Source organism: Streptomyces sp. M-16, from assembly GCF_052114405.1.
Lineage (GTDB): Bacteria > Actinomycetota > Actinomycetes > Streptomycetales > Streptomycetaceae > Streptomyces.
The window spans coordinates 12,431-28,820 of the sequence record NZ_JBFRER010000096.1 but is presented as its reverse complement, the minus strand read 5'-3'; the positions used below and the strand labels follow the sequence as shown (position 1 = coordinate 28,820).

The following is a 16,390-nucleotide window of genomic DNA, read 5'->3' as shown; positions in this document are numbered from 1 at the left end:
TCGGCATGCCGTCCAGCGGAATCCCGCCCAGCTGGGCCGCCGCCGCGGACCGGAGCGGGGTCGACTACGTGGCCGAGGCCTCGGAGAGCGCGGCGGCCGCGGTGGTCGCCCGGATCCGGCAGGTGAAACGGCCGGGTGACATCGCCGTCGCCTCGATCCACTGGGGTTCCAACTGGGGCTACACCGTCCCCCGCGACCAGGTCCGCTTCGCGCACGCACTCGTCGACGGAGGCACGGACGTGGTCCACGGGCATTCCTCGCACCATCCCCGGCCGCTGGAGCTGTACCGGGGAAAGCTCATCGCCTACGGCTGCGGCGACCTGGTCAACGACTACGAGGGCATCACCGGCTACGAGAACTACCGGGACGACCTGCGGCTGCTCTACTTCCCCTTACTGGAGCCCGACACCGGCAGACTCCGCGAACTGCGCATCACGCCCCTCCAGGCCCGGCGGATGCGGCTCGGGAGGGCTTCGGGGAAGGACTGCCGGTGGCTGCAGGACGTCCTGGACCGGATCAGCCGCGGCTTCGGCTCACGCATCGCGTACGACCCGGACGGCACCCTCACCCTCGGCGTCAACGGTCCGCGCGTCCAGAACGGCACCCGGCCGGCATAAGACCGCGAGGGACGGCGGCGTACGGCTCACCGTCCGGCCCAGCGCGGCCGCGGCCCGGGCGAACTTCGCGGCGTCGACGACCGCCGCACCCCCCACGTCGTTGTTGAAGTACACATACACGTCGTCCTGGTCCGGCCAGGCGTCGGCGATGCGTCCGGCCCAGGATGTCAACGCCTGTCGGCCGTAGCGGGGCGGCGGCTCGGCGATGCCGCCGTGGAAGCGCACGTATCCCCAGGACGCGGTACGCCACAGAGGCGTCGCCGGCCGTGATCCCCGGTCCGCCCAGCACAGCGCGCTGCCGTGCCGCTCCAGGACCGTCCGCAGCTCCCGCTCCGCGTCCCACCACGAGGGATGCCGTAGTTCGACGGCCACCCGGACCGTGCCCGAGAAGCAGCTCAGGCACGCATCCAGCGCCCCGGCCCCCTCCCGGAAGTGGGGCGGCAACTGCAGCAAGACGGGCCCCAGCCGGTCACCGAGGCCCTCGGCACGGTCGAGGAGCCGGAGCACCGGCTCCTCGGGGTCGTGCAGCCGCTTCATATGGGTCAGATAGCGGCTGGCCTTGACCGCCATGACGAACCCCTCGGGCGTCCGCTCCCGCCAGGACCCGAAGACCTCCTTCGTCGGAAGCCGGTAGAAGGCGTTGTTGTTCTCGACGGTGGCGAATCGCCGGGCGTACTCCTCCAGCCACAGCCGCTGCGGCAGACCGGTCGGATAGAGAACGCCGCGCCAGTCCTCGTATTGCCACCCCGAGGTTCCGACGAGCATGGGCATGCCCCACCCTTACCCGCGAAGAAAGGACATATAAACCGATGTATGCAGGTATCTACAAATAAGGAACAGGGCTATGTGGGCCGGCACGGAGGGATTCCGGAAACCTGGAAACCATGGGACGAGGGGGACCAGAGCGCAAGGAGGCACGTCATGACACACGCCGAGGAGTAGAAGGTGGGCGTCTACCTGACCGAGGAGGACGGCACGACCAAAGCCCGGGCAGTGCTCGAGAGCGGGAGGACGACGATGGTCGGCCGCGGCACGGCACGCCGCAATCCGCAGGACGTGGAGGTCCCCGCGATCGGTGACGAGCTGGCGGCCAGCCGGGCGATGCGCGACCTGGCCGGTCAGCTGATGCGCGCCGCCGACCGGGACCTGGCGGCGGTGGGCGCCGTACCCACTCCGCCGCGCACCGGTTACGGCTGGCCGGATGACTCGGGCCCGGCTACGTAGGCCGCCTCGCCGCCGGGGGCCGAGCGCCGGCTCTACCACCGCCGCGTACACGCTCACCAGGCTGCGCAGGACGTCGTTCCGGTAGTGCACCGGATGGGGGCGCGGTTCAGTGGGCTACGGACTGGGGGCGGTGCGGTCCATCTCACCGAGCAGGTCGTGGTACCGCATCCGGGCGTCGACTCGGCGTCTCGGCACGGATTTGGCAGACCACTCGCTCGGCGCTGGTGAACGGCCCATTGCCGGGCGGGTCCTGGGACAGCGGGCCCACGGTCCCGACCTGCACATATCTCCAAACAACGATCCACATGTTCAGTCAGCTGTCCCCAGGAGAGCTTCGCCAGCCAACGCCTCCGCTCGCCGTGCCGTACCCGACTGCTCGTCTCAGAAGCCTCGGAAAGGCGCACACTCCGGTGAACCCGACACCGCGGCGGTGCGCTTCCGATTCAATGAACCGTGTGGCAGACGCACTGGGTTTCACCGACGAAGACCTCCGGAGGCTGGCCGGGGCCCGCTCCTACGAGCGCGGGCTCGGCTACCTCACCGCCGTGTCCCGGCTAGAGGTCGGGGAGACGGCGATCACCGCGACCGTGGACGGCACCGACGCCTACGAGGTCGAGTTGACCGAGGACGGGGTTGGCCCGCTCACCGGGTGGTGCGACTGTCCGTACGGGCAGGAGGGTAACTTCTGCAAGCACTGCGTGGCAGTCGGCCTGGTGGTCCTCGGACAGGCGGACTCGGTGCCACGGCAGCGGGCCTCCGCCACCGGCCGCACCGAGCTGCTCTCCTCCTGGCTGAAGTCCCGCACCCGCGAGGAGCTCCTCGCCCTCCTGCAGGAGCACTTGGCCGAAGACCGCGATCTGCGCCGCCGCCTGGAACTACGAGCGGCAGCCGCCGGGGAGGACACCGGCATCGTCCGTGAACGGATCCTGAGCCTGCTCGACACCCGCCCCTTCGCCCGCTACGGCTACGTCGAGTACGCCGACGCCCGCGCCTACGGGCAGCAGGCCGCCGAGGCGGTGACGGCCCTGCGCGCGCTGACGGCGAGCGGCCGGGCGGCGGACGCGGTAGAGGTGGCCCGGGAGGCCCTCTCCGCGCTGGGCCGGACGTACGGGGAGGTTGACGACTCGGACGGTCTGATCGGGGAGGTCGCGACCGGACTGGCCGAAGCCCATCTGGAGGCCTGCCGCGAAGCACGTCCGGACCCGGTCCAGACGGCCGACTGGCTGGTGGCCCACCTCCTCGACGGCCTGAACGACGCCACCGACATCGACCTCTTCGACTACCACGAGGTACTGGGTGAGCCGGGCCTCGCCCGCGCCCGGGAACTGGTGGTCGCCGCCTGGCGGGCCCACCCCAAAGGGTGGGCGGAGAAGTACCTGATGGAACGCCTCCTCAAGGCCGGCGGAGGCAGCGTGGACGCTCTGGTCGCCGTCCACGCGGCGGACCTCGCCCCGAACGGCCACACCCATCTGGTGATCGCGAAGGAGCTGGAAGAGGCGGGTCGCCCGCCCGAAGCCCTGGAATGGGCCGAACGCGGCCTGCGGGAGGCCGATTCGGAGTGGGGCCCGGACGGCGAACTGGTCACCTTCGTCTGCGAGCGCTACACGCGAACCGGCCGCATTGCTGACGTGGTCATGCTCCGCCGGGATCTACTGCGGGCCCGCCCCACGCTGGCCACGTACCAGGACCTGCGTACGGCGGCCCGCGCGGCCGGAAGCTGGGAGGCCGCCGAGAGAGCGACCGCGCTGGAGGCGCTCCGGGCGGCCGACACTCCCAAGGCCGGCCGCCGGTACGGCGGTTCCGTGCTCATGGACGCGCTCATGGACGACGGCGACCTCGACGCCGCCTGGCAGGCCGCCGCCGACGGCTACGCCGACCAGCAGCAGTGGCTGGCCCTCGCCGACCGGATCCGCGGCCAGAGGCCTGCCGACGCCCTGGCCGTCTACGTGCGCTGGATCGAGCCCCTGCGCAAGCAGACCGGCGACGGCACGTACGAGCGCATGACCGAACTCCTGCTCAGCGCCCGCACCTGCCACCAAGCCCTCGGCACTGAGTTGGAGTTCGCCACCTACCTGGCCGCGCTGCGCGCCGACCAGAAGCGCAAGCGAAAGCTCATGACGAAGCTCGACCAACACGGGCTACCGTGATGGCCGACGACACCCCGACCCGCGCCGGTCAAGCTGCGCGTCACCTCCCTGCGCCTGCTCAGCCCCGGCACGGACGAGCGCAGCGTGACCCTGGCTTCCTTCGGCTACAGCGCGGCCGGTGACCTCACCGAGGTCGTCAACTCCACGGGCGAGTCGCTGCGCCACGCGTACGACGCCGACCACCGCATTACCTCTTGGACCGACCGCAACGGCACGAAGTTCGGCTACGTCTACGACCGGCACGGGCGTGTGCTGCGGACCGTCGGCTCGGACGGCATGATGACCGGCCGCCTCCACTACGACGACGCGGCCCGCACCACGGTCTACACCGACTCCATCGGCAACAGGACCACCTACGTCTACAACGAGGCGTACAAGGTCGTCGCCGAGACGGACCCCCTGGGCAACACCACGCGCACCGAGTGGGACGAGACCAACCGGCTTCGGCTCGCCGTGACGGACCCCCTCGGCCACGTCACCCGCTACACGTACGACGACTGCGGACGCCTGTTGAGTGTGCAGCGCCCGGACGGCACAGCCGGAGCAGCCGCGTACAACGAGCTGGGCCTGCCTGTGGAAGTTTGGGAGCTCGACGGCGCGCTGTGGCGTCACACCTACGACGCGCGCGGCAACCGTACGTCGACCGTCGACCCGGCGGGCGCCCGGACCGAGTACGCGTACGACGTCCACGGCCACCTGAACCGCGTCACGGACGAGCTGGGCCACAGCACCGCCATCGCCACCAACGATGCCGGTCTTCCCATGGCGGTCACAGATCCGCTCGGCCACACCACGTCCGTCCGCCGCGGCCCCCACGGGCGCGACACCGCCGTGACCGATCCCCTGGGACGTACCACGAGGCAGGGCTGGACCATCGACGGCGAGCCGGCGTGGAGGGAGCGTGCGGACGGTACCCGCGAGACCTGGCAATGGGACGGCGAGGGCAACCTCGTCGAACACACGGACTTCGCCGGCAACACCACGCGCCACACCCACACGCACTTCGACCTACCCGCCACCCGCACCGAACCGGACGGCACGCGGTACGCCTTCACCTACGACACTGAGCTACGGCTGAAGCAGGTCACCAATCCCCAGGGCCTGAGCTGGAACTACGACTACGATGCCGCCGGCCGCCTGATCTCCGAGACGGATTTCAACGGCCGGAGCCTCAGCTACGCCTACGATCCGGCTGGACGGCTCGTCTCCCGTACCAACGGGGCAGGCGAGACACTCCGCTTCACCCGGGACGCCCTCGGCCGGGCCACGGTCCGGCGCGCGGACGACGGAACCGAGACGGTGCACGCCTACGATGCAGGGAGCCGCCTGGTCATGGCTGCCAACCCGGACGTCGAGATCCACAGGACGTACGACGTCCTCGGGCGGCTCGTCAGCGAGTCGGCCAACGGCGCCACCAGCATCTACACCCACGACGCTCGGGGCCGCCGTACCTCGCGCCGTACGCCCGCCGGCGCGCTGTCCAAATGGACGTACGACGCCGAAGGCCGGCCCGTGGCCCTCAGGACCGCCGGCAGCCAGCTGGGCTTCCGGTACAACGCGGTGGGGCGCGAGATCTCCCGCACCTTCGGCGACGACATCGTCCTCACCCAGACCTGGGACGAGGTCGACCGCCTTACTACTCAGTCGCTCACCAGCCGCCCGGACGCCAGCCAGACCCTCCTCCAGCACCGCTCGTACGCCTATCGGGCGGACGGCCACGTCACCGAAATCCGCGAGCTGACCAACGGGACCCGGCGCTTCGACCTCGATCCCATCGGCCGGGTCACGGCCGTCCATGCGTACGGCTGGGCCGAGCGGTACGCCTACGACGACCTCGGCAACCTCGCGCACACCGCCGTGCCAGACCATCCCTCCAACGGCGACCACGAGCTCGGCGGAACCCTGATCCGGCGCGTCGGCCGGACGCTGTACGAGCACGAGGGCCAGGGGCGGCTCGTCCGCCGCGTCCGCAAACTCCTGAGTGGACAGCGACGCACGTGGGCCTTCACCTGGAACGCGGAAGACCGTCTCACCGACGCGACCACTCCGGACGATGACCGCTGGCAGCACACCTACGATCCGCTCGGCCGGCGCACCGCCAAGGCGCGCCTCGATCCCGGCGGCGCGGTCGTGGAACACACCACCTTCACGTGGGACGGCACCCGCCTGGTCGAGCAGGCCACTTTGGACGGTCACATCACCACCTGGGACTACGCACCGGGCACGCACCGTCCCCTGGCGCAGGCCGACCACCACACCCAGGAGGAGTTCGACGCCCGCTTCCACGCGATCGTCACGGACCTCGTCGGCACCCCGATGGAGCTGGTGACCCCCGACGGCCGCATCGGCTGGCAGTTCCGCACGACGGTATGGGGCGCAGACCTCCCGGCGCCGTCAGGCGCGACACCGGTCGTCTGCCCGCTTCGATTCCCGGGTCAGTATCGCGACCAGGAAACGGGCCTCGACTACAACTGCTTCCGTTACTACGATCCCCAGTTCGCCGGCTATGCCTCACCCGACCCACTCGGTTTGAGCGCCGCGCCCAACCACCACACCTTCGTGCCCAACCCCTTCGTCTGGTTGGACCCGCTGGGACTGAAGTGCCTCGACCCTGATGACCAGGTCCGGCATGATTCCGCACGCGAGACCGCCGTCGACAGCGACGGCAAGATGAGGGGTGAGGAGGACAGCCCTGGCGTCAGGATGGTCGACGACGTGGAGCTGGAGAGGATCCGCCTGGACCTGCACGCGAAACTCGGCGATCCCGAGGTCAAGCCCACGCCGAAGGGCAATATCGAGGTGTGGCAGTTGTCGGACGACCCTAAATCGACCGTGACCTATCGGCCGTTCAGCAAGTCCGGCGGAGCGACCATTGACTACAACGACGTGGACGGGCTGGACATGAAACGATTCCACATCCCACAGCATGGGGACTGAGCGATGGTGAATGACGAGGCGTACCGCCGAGAGCTGGACTATCTCTGCCAGTACGCACACGACGACTGGCTCGGTTTCTCGGTCGTCAGCGGAGCCGTGGGGAGTTTGCTCGGGCGGGGCGCCACGTTCGAGGAACAGCTGGGACTGCTCCTGCGGATCGTCGCCGATCTGTACGACGCCGGGGCGCGACCGGGAGACCTGACGGAGTCGGAACAGGACCCCTTCCTGCCATGGAATTCGGACAAGGCCGGGGCTTTGGCGCGAATCACAGCAGAGGTCGACGCGTATTCCCGGTTGCCCGACTCCGGTGACATCTGCTGGTTCACGGTGCCGTGATGCCTGTCACAGTCGTGACAGGCGTTCTCGGAACCAGGCGCCAAAGCCAGGCTGTCAGAGCCTGGCCCTCGGGCCGGGCGGCGGCCTCAAGGACGGCGGGCTACATGTGTCACAGGCCGTCACGGCGCGCCGACAAGCCCCCGCGCCAGCAACATGCGCGACCGCCAGCTGGTGTGCCTCCGTGAGCAACCCAAGGGGCTGATGCTGACCGTTTGCTGACCAAAGCCTCGCTACCACGCCGCTGACCTGCAGAAACGTCCGGATGTCAGATGTAGGACTTGAACATGGTACGAAGCATGCGAATACTCCCGAAGTGTCTGCTCCCTGCCTGCTTCGCGCAGGTCAAGGGCGGTCTGCGGAGCCTACAACGATTCGCATGTCCGGTCAGCTGCCCCAGGGTTTTCCAGGACTCATGCAGGAGTCCACGTACCTGTCGGGAGTCCGAGGTGCCGCCGCTGCCGCACCGTCGAACGGAGCTGCGTACTGCCGGAGGTCGGCGCGGTCGCGGTCGTCTGACGGCCGGTCGGCCTGTCAGAGCTGCTTGCGGATCAGGTCCTCCAGCGAGCCATCGGGCACGGAGCCGTCGGGGGTGAGCTTGTCGACGACCTGGGGCAGGGTCAGGGCGAGCTGGTCAGCGGCTTCCTCGGGAGAAACGCCCGCCTGCTCGGCCACGTGGTCCAGCGCCTGGTACGGGAGTGCCTGCGCGACCTCGGGGCCGCTGACCAGCTCGTTCCGGCCCCTGCCGATCCACGAGTCGGCCTGTGCGCCGAGCCCGCCCTCCTTCAGCGTGTCCAGCAGCGCGCCCAGCGGGTTGCTGCCCGCGCCGTGCGTGCCGGCCCCGCCGAGCGAGGCGAGCAGTGCCCCCAGCAGCGCACCGCCCTTGCCGCCCTGCCCGCCTCCGAGCAGTCCACCGAGCAGACTTCCCAGGTCATCGCCCATTGCCCTCGCCTTCCGCGTGTGCTCACATCCACCCCGTTATACGAGCCCGCCCCCACCGCACCGGCTCCCCGAGCCCGCCGGCCCAGCGCGTTCACCCGTACGACGCCCCGCGGGGCTCGGCTCGGTGCCGGGCTGGTCGTCGTGGCAGAGAGCGAGCCGAGGCCGTACAAGCACGTGGCGCCCTGCTGTCGTACGCCGACGCGGCCACCCCTGCGTCCGACGACGGGCTGCGCCGGCCGGAGCCCCGGCCGGCGTGCTCAGCGCTGATACGTCCCGACGAGGGTGCCGGAGGCCAGCTCTCTGCCCTTCAGGGCGCGGTGCACGTCCTCGGCGCCCGGGCGACCGTGCAGCGGCAGCGGCTCGGACAGGGCGTACAGGCGGAAGAAGTAGTGGTGCGGCCCGTGCCCCGGTGGCGGCATCGGTCCGCCCCAGCCCACGTGCCCGAAGCCGTTGGGCCACGGCAGGCCGCCGTGGGGCTTCTGCCCCTCCGCCGCCCCGGTGGTCCCCGGATCGATGCCCGTCACCAGCCAGTGCAGGAAGGTCGTCCCCGGTGCGTCCGGATCCTCGCACAGGAGCACCAGCTCCGTGGCCCCATGGGGCACCCCCGACCAGGTCAGGGGCGGCGAGATGTTCTCTCCCTCCCCGCTGTACCGACGGGGGATCGCCGCATTGTCGTCGAATGCGGTACTGCTGAGTTCGATTCCGCTCACACCCGCCGCCCTACCCGCAACGGCGGCGCCGCCACCGATCCGCCCCGTAAACGCCCCGTTCGGCCGAGCCCCATCGGCATCTGCCCGGTCCGCCGCGGGTGGGCAGGTACGGCGTGAAGAGGCCGGGCCGCTCAAGCGACCTGGCCTGTTCGCCGCTCAGCCGCGTGGGATCGCGAACGACGTGAGCATCGCGGTGGCCGGGGCGAGGGCGGGCCAGGGCGCGGGGCAACTGAGGACGGCGACGGCCGAGGTCGGGAACTTGGTCTCGATGCGGTCCAGCTCCGGGGTGGGGGCTTCGCCGGCCAGGAGCAGGATCAGCTCCTGCAGGCCCGGGTTGTGACCGACGAGGATCAGACGGGCGACCTCGGCCGGCGTGTCCCGCACAACGTCGAGGAGGTCCTCGGCATCGGCCCCGTACAGCCGCGGCGCGAACCGTACAGGCGTCTGACCGGGGAGTTCCGCGGCGGCCAGCTCCCAGGTCTGGCGGGTGCGCCGGGCCGGGGAGCAGAGGACGAGGTCCGGCAGCAGGGCTGCCTGAGCCAGCAGCCGCCCGGCTGCGGGGGCATCCCGCAGTCCGCGCGGGCCGAGGGGACGCTCACGGTCGGGCACGCCCGGCGGCCAGGCGCTCTTGGCGTGCCGAAGGATCACCAGGTCCGGCATGGGCCGAGCCTAATGGACGGCCCGGGTACGCAGAAGACCTACAAAGCGGGCTCCCTGCGCCGGCATTGTCCGGATCAGGTGCTGGGGGTCGCCTTCGGGTCACCACACCCTCCGGCCTCTCAGCCCGACAGCTGCTGTCGGCCCCGGCGGACCTCATGACGCTTCCGCCAAAGTCGGCTACTTCGGTCGAGCTCCCTCGCTCGCTTCATAGGCCTATTCATCGCTTACCCCGCAGCCAACGAGGCAAACATCCGATTTTTAATATTTCCTCCCCTTCGAAGCCGGTGCGACGTGCCGCTCGGCGGTCGCAGCGAAGGCGGCGGCCCGCGAGGCTCTCGGGGCTCCGGGGGCACGGTCACGTCCGGCTCGCCCTCCCCCTATCCCCGGAGCAGCCGGAGTTCCGTCGCCGCGGGGGTCAGGAGGACGGACTCGGCTCGAACAACGGTGTCAGGGTGTGGAAGCCGCGCCGAAAATAGACCGCCGGCTCTTCGTCGTACGCACGGGCCTCCGTCACCTCTCCCACGAGGATGGAGTGATCGCCGCCGCCGTAGCGGGCGGTCGCCTCGCATTCCAGCACGGCGCAGGCCCCCTCAAGGAGGGGGTGGCCTTGGGGGTTCGTCGTGAACTCGCCCCGGGAGAACTTGTCGACACCCTTGGCGGAGAACCACAGGGCGAGGTCTCGGTGTTGGGGCGGCAGTATGTGGACGACCCACGATCTCGCGGCCGAGAAGGCCGGGTGACACTGCGCGTCGACGGAGAGACAGACCAGCACCAGCGGTGGATCGGGGGAGACCGAGCAGAAGGAAGTGGCGGTGAAGCCCCACCACTTCCCCTCGGCGTCCACGGTGGTCACGATCGTCACCCCGCTCGGGAACGCGGACATGGCGTGCCGGAAGCTGTCCGTCAGCTCCTCAGCGGGCATTTCGATTCCCTCCAGACAACGGTTGCTTCTCCTCTTGTCAGGGACCCCTCACCCGCATCAGACGGGCGCGGGCACCGCGATGGCGGTGAGGACCACGCTCTCGCTCACCAGCCACCGCCCTTCGAGCCGGCCCGGGGCGGGCGGCACGCCGGCGGGGAGGCGGGGGCGCGGGTCGAGCAGCCGCGCCGTGAACGGCTCCTGCTGGAGTCGGTCAGGACTCAGGGGGATGAGGTTCCCGCGGAGAACGCGGGCGCGGAGCCGGAGCCGGAGCCGGAGCCGGTGAGCCAGCCGCTGCCCTGACGGCACTCGTCACGCGCGGACGCCCTTCGCAGGACTTGCCGGGCAACGGTCCTGACCCCCTCCCGGGCGTCAGGACCGGCAGGTGCGACTGCCCGTACGGGTTGGCCGGGTGGGGTGTCAGGTCCGGCGGGTCAGGTCTCCGCTGAGGCCGTCCTGGGTGACGTGCAGGGAACCGTCGGCGTTGAGGGTCACGATGCTGTAGCCCGGGAGCTGGGTGCAACCGCTGACGCCGGAGAGCGGGACCGGCTGGAGCACCAGCCGGGCGTCGGTCGCGCTCACGAGGGTGGCCTCACCCGTGCAGACGACCTTCCCGGTGCCGGTTCCGCCGTCGGTCTCCGTGGTGTTGATGGGGTCCCCGACCGCACCCTGGACCAGGGTGACCCGGACCGCCATCGACACTCCGGCCGGAGAGCTCACCTTGCCGGCGAAGACGCCGACGAAGGCCTTCGGCACGGCCCCGGCGTCCGACGCGCCCCCGGTCGAGGGCGAGGGGGAGGTCGAGGACGAGGCCGGCGTCGAGGCCCGCGTCGAGGACGAGGCCGGGCCGGCGGCGCCGACGGGCCGTCCGTCGGCGCTGTCGTGGCTGCCCCCGCCCGCGACCTGCCAGGCCACCAGGCCCGCCAGCGCCGCCGACACCACCCCGATCACCACCAGTGCGAGCAGTCTGCCGGCCCACCGCCGGGGCCCGGCCGGCTGCGCCACCGGCTGAACCGCCGGATACGGGTACCGGCCCGGCGGTGTGGCCGGCGCGGCCATGTGTGCGTACGGCGGGGCGGGTGCGTGGCCGCCGGGGTGACCGGGCGCCGGGTAGGGCACCGTGCGCGGCTGGGGCGGGAGCGGCGCGGTCATCGCGGTGGGCGGGTCCGACGGAACCGGTGGAACCGCGTGTGCGTCCGCGGCCTGCCCCTCCAGGTCGAGGAGTTCCACCGCCGACCGCGCCACCGCGTCCGAGACGTTCCGCGGCAGCCAGCCGCGTTCGCCGAGGCGGGTGCCCTCTGCCCCGATCCGATCCAGCCCGTGGCGCAGTTGTCCGGGCGTCGGCCTGCGAACGGGGTCCTTCTCCAGGCAGCCATGCACGAGGTCACGCAACTCTCCGGTGATCCCTTCGAGTTCGGGCTCCTCGTGGACGATCCGGTAGAGCAGCACGGCCGCACTGTCCTTCTCGCCGAACGGCGCGGTCCCGGTCGCCGCGAACGCCATCACGGCACCGAGCGCGAACACGTCCCCGGCCGGCCCGGTGGCGTCGCCCCGCGCCTGCTCGGGGGACATGAAACCGGGCGAGCCGACGACGTACCCGGACCGGGTCAGGACCGAGGTCGCGTCCAGGGCGCGGGCGATGCCGAAATCGATGAGCCGCGGGCCGTCCAGGGCCAGCAGCACGTTGGAGGGTTTGACGTCCCGGTGGACCAGGCCCAGCTCGTGCACCGCCGCCAGCGCCTCGGCGAGCCCGGCGCCCAGGACCCGCACCGCGTCCGGCGGCAACGGGCCGAACCGCCGGACAGCGGCGGACAGCGAGGGCCCGGCCACGTAGCCGGTCGCCACCCACGGCTGCCCGCCCTCGGTGTCGGCGTCCAGCACCGGGGCGGTCCAACGGCCGCCGACCAGGCGCGCGGCGGCCACCTCCTGCCGGAACCGCTGCCGGAACTCCGGGTCCGCCGCGTACTCGGGGCGGACCGTCTTGACGGCCACCGTCCGTCCGCCCGCCGTGCGCCCGAGGAAGACCTGCCCCATCCCGCCGGCCCCGAGCCGCGCCACCAATCGGTACGGACCTATGCGCTGCGGATCGCCCGGTACCAGTGTCTCCAAGGTCTGTCGCTCCCCCGCTGGTTGTGACACAGGCCGCGATCGTAGTCACACGCCGGGGGGCGGTCCATCACTTCTTCTTCACGTCCTCCCCATGAGCGATGCCCACGCCCGTCGCCGGCACCGTCCGCCGATCGGACCGCCGCGCACCGTCACCTCACCCCCTTGGTGGACGGCCCCGGATGGCCCTGGTGGATGAAGGCGGCCCAGGTGGCCGGGTGGTGCAGGTCCGGGCCGCGGGTCAGCTCGTCGAGGAGGCTGCCGGTCAGCGACCCCGGGTTCTTCCGGTCCGGGTCGAGCATCCACATCTGCGCGAAGTGGAGGGCGTCGACCGGGCTCAGGCCCTCGACGGTCAGGTAGTGGTGGAACACGGCCATCATCAGCGCCGCGGCCGAGTCCTGCGTGGCCCACCGGGAACCCACCACGTCCCGCGCGCCGCCGGCCACGAAGGCGGTCGTCAGGGTGAGCGCCTCGTCGTGGTCGCGCTTGCTCAGGTCCGTCTCACAGGCACTGAGCACGACCAGTGGCCCGTCCGGGGCCTCCTGTTCGTCCGTGGTGCGGTCGAGCAGCTGCGAGACGGTCAGCAGGTGGGTGGGCCGGTCCCCCTCCGGTCCGTCCGCGTCGGGTGCCAGGCGCAGCGCGGAGGTCGTCGGGTTGGTGCCCGCCGAGCCGTGGCACGCCACGTGGAGCAGGGACGGAGCACCGGCGAGCGCGTCGAGGAGGTCTCCCGGAGTGCCGGCCGCCACGGGCTCGGCGGGCGGTTCGTAGAACTCCCCGTACAGCCGCGCCCGCGGGTACAGGGCCTGCTGGAGCGCCGCCACCTCCAGCTCCGCGTACGGCAGGCTCATGGTGGGGTCCGCCACCAGGACGGGGGCGTCGGCCGGGGCGCGCCGGGCGCGCCGGACCGTGTTCAGGAACTGGCGGCCGGACGCCGCGTAGCTGATGACCATGATCTGGCAGACGTAGTCGCTTGGGGCCTCGGCCGGCAGCCGGGCCGCGTGCCAGGGCACGATGCCGAGGCCGCCGCAGGGCACCAGCACGATCCTGGGTGGGCCGGGGCGGTCCTTGCGCCGGTTCTCGTTCCCGGCGAGCCGCTCCGCGATGCCGCTCATCACCGGGAGGATCACCGCGTCCGTCGCCCAGTCGCAGAGGTCGGACAGGGCGTCCTCCCAGGTCTGCGCGGCCTCCGGGACGCCGGGGCGCTCCTGGTGGGCGGCCGCGGCGTCGAGGTAGCGCTCCAGGGGGCCGCTCTTCTCCCCGGACAGGAGGGGCAGTGCCCGTACTCCGGTGCCGATGTCCGGGCCCACGACCACCGCCATGCCCGGCGTGGCGCCCTGGCCCGCGAGCAGGTAGACCAGCGCGTCCGCGTTGCCCTCGGCCACCCCGGCCTTGAGCTCGTCGACCGTGGGGGTGGAGAAGAGGGCGCCGCCCGGCTCGCGGAAGCCGAGGGCCTCCAGGGCGTGGCGCCGCAGGGAGCTGGGCAGTTCCCAGAGGACCGTGTCGGGTGCCGTGCCGTTTCCGGCTGTGTCCCCTCCGCGTTCGGCCGCCCGCCATTGGGCGGCGAGGTCGTGGTGGCCGCGGGACTCCAGCAGTTCGGGCACGGCCCGGGAGCTGGACGCCGCTCGCAGCACCAGGGCCCGGCCCAGTTCGAGCGCGGCGACCGCGTCCTCGACCCGGCCCTGGGAGGCGGCCCAGATGGCGGCGCGCACCCCGCGGTCGGCCCCGGACCGGGCGGCGACCAGGCCGTGGTCGGAGCCGCCCTGCAGGACGACCTCACCGGCGAGCGCCTGCAGCGACTCCAGGGCCGCGTCCGTGGCGGCGTCCCGGTCCGCCGGGTCCTGGGTGCGCTCCAGGCGGCGGCGGTAGTTCTCCGCGAGCTGCCACAGGGCGGGGGCCGCGAGCTGCGGCCACCGGCCCCGCCGGACGTCGTCGCGGACCTGCTCCAGTCCGCTGATGGCCGCGTCCAGATCGGCGGGGTCCTCGGTGGTGGAGTGCCGCAGGGTCGCCGTCAGGGCGGCGAGGTAACGGGTGCCCGGGGCGGCGCCGGGGGCCGGCGGAGCGGGGTCGGGCATGAGGCCGGGGGTGTCTCCCTGCACGGCCCGCAGGGCGCGGAGCGCTTCGCGGGCCGCCACGAACTCTTCGCGGGGGAACCCGGGTGGTGCCATGGGCATGTCTGTGAGGGCGGCTTCCAGCCGTGCCAGGCCGCGCGTGAGCATCTCGCTGTCGCCCGTACGCGCGGCCGTCGAAGTGAGGGCGGTGCCGTGGACGAGTTCCACCACCGGGCGGAAGGCGTGATCGGCGGGCGTCTCCCGTTCGAGGGCCTCCACCTCCCCCGCCAGCCTCCGGTGCTCCTCCTCGTTCTCCGCCTCCTCCGCCGCGTTCATTCTGAGGAACAGTTCGTACGCGCGGACCCCGACGGTGAGGTCCGCCACTGCGGGATCCCCGGCCGGCCACCCGGCGAAGTGCGCGACGACCGAGTCGATCTGCCCGTGGGCCATACCGCTGTCCGCCCTGCTGCCCCCGAGCGGCCCTGCCGTCTGGAGCACCATGCGCATCAGGTTCTCGATCTCGGAGGCCCGGCCGTGCCCCTGCGGCAGGAGGTCGAGCTGGCCGCCCAGCCGGTGGAGAAGCCGGTTGAGGGACTCGGGATCGCCGGTCTGCAGGGTCTCCGGCAGGCCGAGTACGGCGGCGACCCACGCGCTGGTGACGGCGTCATCGGCCTCGGGCTCCGGCTCCGACTCCGACTCCGACTCCGACTCCGACTGAGGCTCCTGGCCGACGGCTCCCGGTACCGGCGACTCGCGCGAGCCGGCCCCGTCGGCCGGGGCGGCGGAGTCGTCGGAGCCCGGCAGGGCGGCCACGAGGTCCAGCATGGTCCGCAGCTGCTCTCCGAACGGCAGGTCGGGGGGCAGCATCGCCAGCACTGTCCCGGGGTCGGAGAGGTCGGTCTCCGACATGTACGACAGCACGTCCCGCATCTGTCCGAGCCGGGCCCGCAGTTCCGGCGGCACCGGCAGCTGCCCGGCCTCGTCGGCCAGCGCCGCCATCCGGGCCGCCTCGGCGGCGGCTCCTCCGGGCCCGGCCGCCGTCGCCCGGTCGAAGACGGACCAGAAGTCCGGGGGCGCCCCCGCCGGGCCGCCCGGGTCGACATGCCCCGACACCGTCATCAGGAACATCGCCGCCCACTGCCTGCCGTCCTCCGCCATCCGCTCCCCGGCGACCGTCGTACGGTCCCGCACCTCCTCCAGCAGACGCCGGGCCCGTTCCGGGTCGTCCGGCAGGCCCCGCCCGGTGGCGTGACGGATGGCGAGCAGGCCTCCGTGCACCAGGGTGATCCTGCCGAGCAGCTCCGGCTCGTGGTCCAGGAGGGGCCGCAGCCGCGAGAGTTCGGCGTCGGAGCTCTCGAACTCCCCGGCGGACGCCGGAGACCGGTCGTCGTCCCGTCCCAGCAGCCGGGCGGCGCGTTCGCCCGCCTCCGTGGCCCAGGTCCGAAGTGCCCGGACCCCGCCGCTCTCCCCGTCCTCCGCCTCCGCCATGCCCCCACGCCCCCGTCGGCTCGGTGAATCCATCCGGTCGTTCCCGCGGCCCCATGATGGCCGCAGAGTGCTCCCGTCGTACCCGATCGTGGTCAACTCGCCCTTCCCGACCGGAAATCGACCGATCACCACCCCGGCACCGCCCACCGCACCCCCGCTCCCGGCCCCCGATGGGCGGCAACGGGGCAAACACCGGGCGAAGTCCGGGCCGGGCCTTCACCCGGCGCACCCCCGCTGCTTCGCTTGTCGTGCGGGGAAC

At 71.9% G+C, this 16,390-nt stretch carries 12 protein-coding genes; 5 read left to right on the top strand and 7 right to left on the bottom strand.

What is annotated here, in order from left to right; translation table 11 throughout:
- Positions 1-617, top strand: a 617-nt coding sequence (locus AB4039_RS31750) for a CapA family protein (RefSeq protein WP_442272399.1), incomplete at its 5' end; no start/stop codon positions are given.
- Here the strand turns inward: AB4039_RS31750 and AB4039_RS31745 are convergent.
- A complete protein-coding gene (locus tag AB4039_RS31745; protein WP_266845750.1) occupies positions 534-1,388 on the bottom strand; it encodes a DUF72 domain-containing protein in 855 nt (284 codons plus the stop codon). The two genes, AB4039_RS31750 and AB4039_RS31745, sit on opposite strands and share 84 nt — an antisense overlap.
- Positions 1,389-1,562: 174 nt before the next feature.
- Here AB4039_RS31745 and AB4039_RS31740 point away from each other — a divergent pair, with 174 nt between their 5' ends.
- From AB4039_RS31740 to AB4039_RS31725, 4 genes are all read left to right on the top strand, one after another.
- Positions 1,563-1,841, top strand: a complete 279-nt coding sequence (locus AB4039_RS31740) for a DUF1876 domain-containing protein (protein ID WP_266845751.1) — start codon at positions 1,563-1,565, stop codon at positions 1,839-1,841.
- A 455-nt stretch (positions 1,842-2,296) separates the two neighbouring features.
- On the top strand, positions 2,297-3,988 hold the full coding sequence (locus AB4039_RS31735; RefSeq protein WP_442272398.1) for an SWIM zinc finger family protein: 1,692 nt from the start codon (positions 2,297-2,299) through the stop codon (positions 3,986-3,988).
- 84 nt (positions 3,989-4,072) lie between these two features.
- Positions 4,073-6,925 carry an RHS repeat-associated core domain-containing protein gene (locus tag AB4039_RS31730; RefSeq protein WP_442272397.1) on the top strand — a complete coding sequence of 951 codons (2,853 nt, stop codon included), beginning with the start codon at positions 4,073-4,075 and terminating at the stop codon, positions 6,923-6,925.
- A 3-nt stretch (positions 6,926-6,928) separates the two neighbouring features.
- Positions 6,929-7,261 (top strand): hypothetical protein, encoded by a 333-nt coding sequence (locus AB4039_RS31725; protein WP_328619681.1) that lies wholly within the window; start codon positions 6,929-6,931, stop codon positions 7,259-7,261.
- 531 nt (positions 7,262-7,792) lie between these two features.
- Here the strand turns inward: AB4039_RS31725 and AB4039_RS31720 are convergent.
- The 6 genes from AB4039_RS31720 to AB4039_RS31695 all read right to left on the bottom strand — a co-directional run bounded on the left by AB4039_RS31720 (position 7,793) and on the right by AB4039_RS31695 (position 16,131).
- Entirely contained in the window at positions 7,793-8,200 is a 408-nt protein-coding gene (locus AB4039_RS31720) for a YidB family protein (RefSeq protein ID WP_266845762.1), read from the bottom strand.
- Between the two features lie 257 nt (positions 8,201-8,457).
- Positions 8,458-8,910, bottom strand: coding sequence for a YbhB/YbcL family Raf kinase inhibitor-like protein (locus AB4039_RS31715; protein ID WP_266845763.1), 453 nt, complete (start codon positions 8,908-8,910; stop codon positions 8,458-8,460).
- Between the two features lie 156 nt (positions 8,911-9,066).
- The gene (locus AB4039_RS31710) at positions 9,067-9,570 is read right to left on the bottom strand and encodes a SixA phosphatase family protein (protein WP_442272396.1); all 504 of its coding nucleotides are present in this window, start codon (positions 9,568-9,570) and stop codon (positions 9,067-9,069) included.
- A gap of 415 nt (positions 9,571-9,985) precedes the next feature.
- On the bottom strand, positions 9,986-10,492 hold the full coding sequence (locus tag AB4039_RS31705; RefSeq protein ID WP_266845765.1) for a flavin reductase family protein: 507 nt from the start codon (positions 10,490-10,492) through the stop codon (positions 9,986-9,988).
- Positions 10,493-10,909: 417 nt separating this feature from the next.
- The gene (locus tag AB4039_RS31700) at positions 10,910-12,598 is read right to left on the bottom strand and encodes a protein kinase domain-containing protein (RefSeq protein WP_442272395.1); all 1,689 of its coding nucleotides are present in this window, start codon (positions 12,596-12,598) and stop codon (positions 10,910-10,912) included.
- 149 nt (positions 12,599-12,747) lie between these two features.
- Positions 12,748-16,131 (bottom strand): CHAT domain-containing protein, encoded by a 3,384-nt coding sequence (locus AB4039_RS31695; protein WP_442272394.1) that lies wholly within the window; start codon positions 16,129-16,131, stop codon positions 12,748-12,750.
- Positions 16,132-16,390 lie beyond the last annotated feature (259 nt).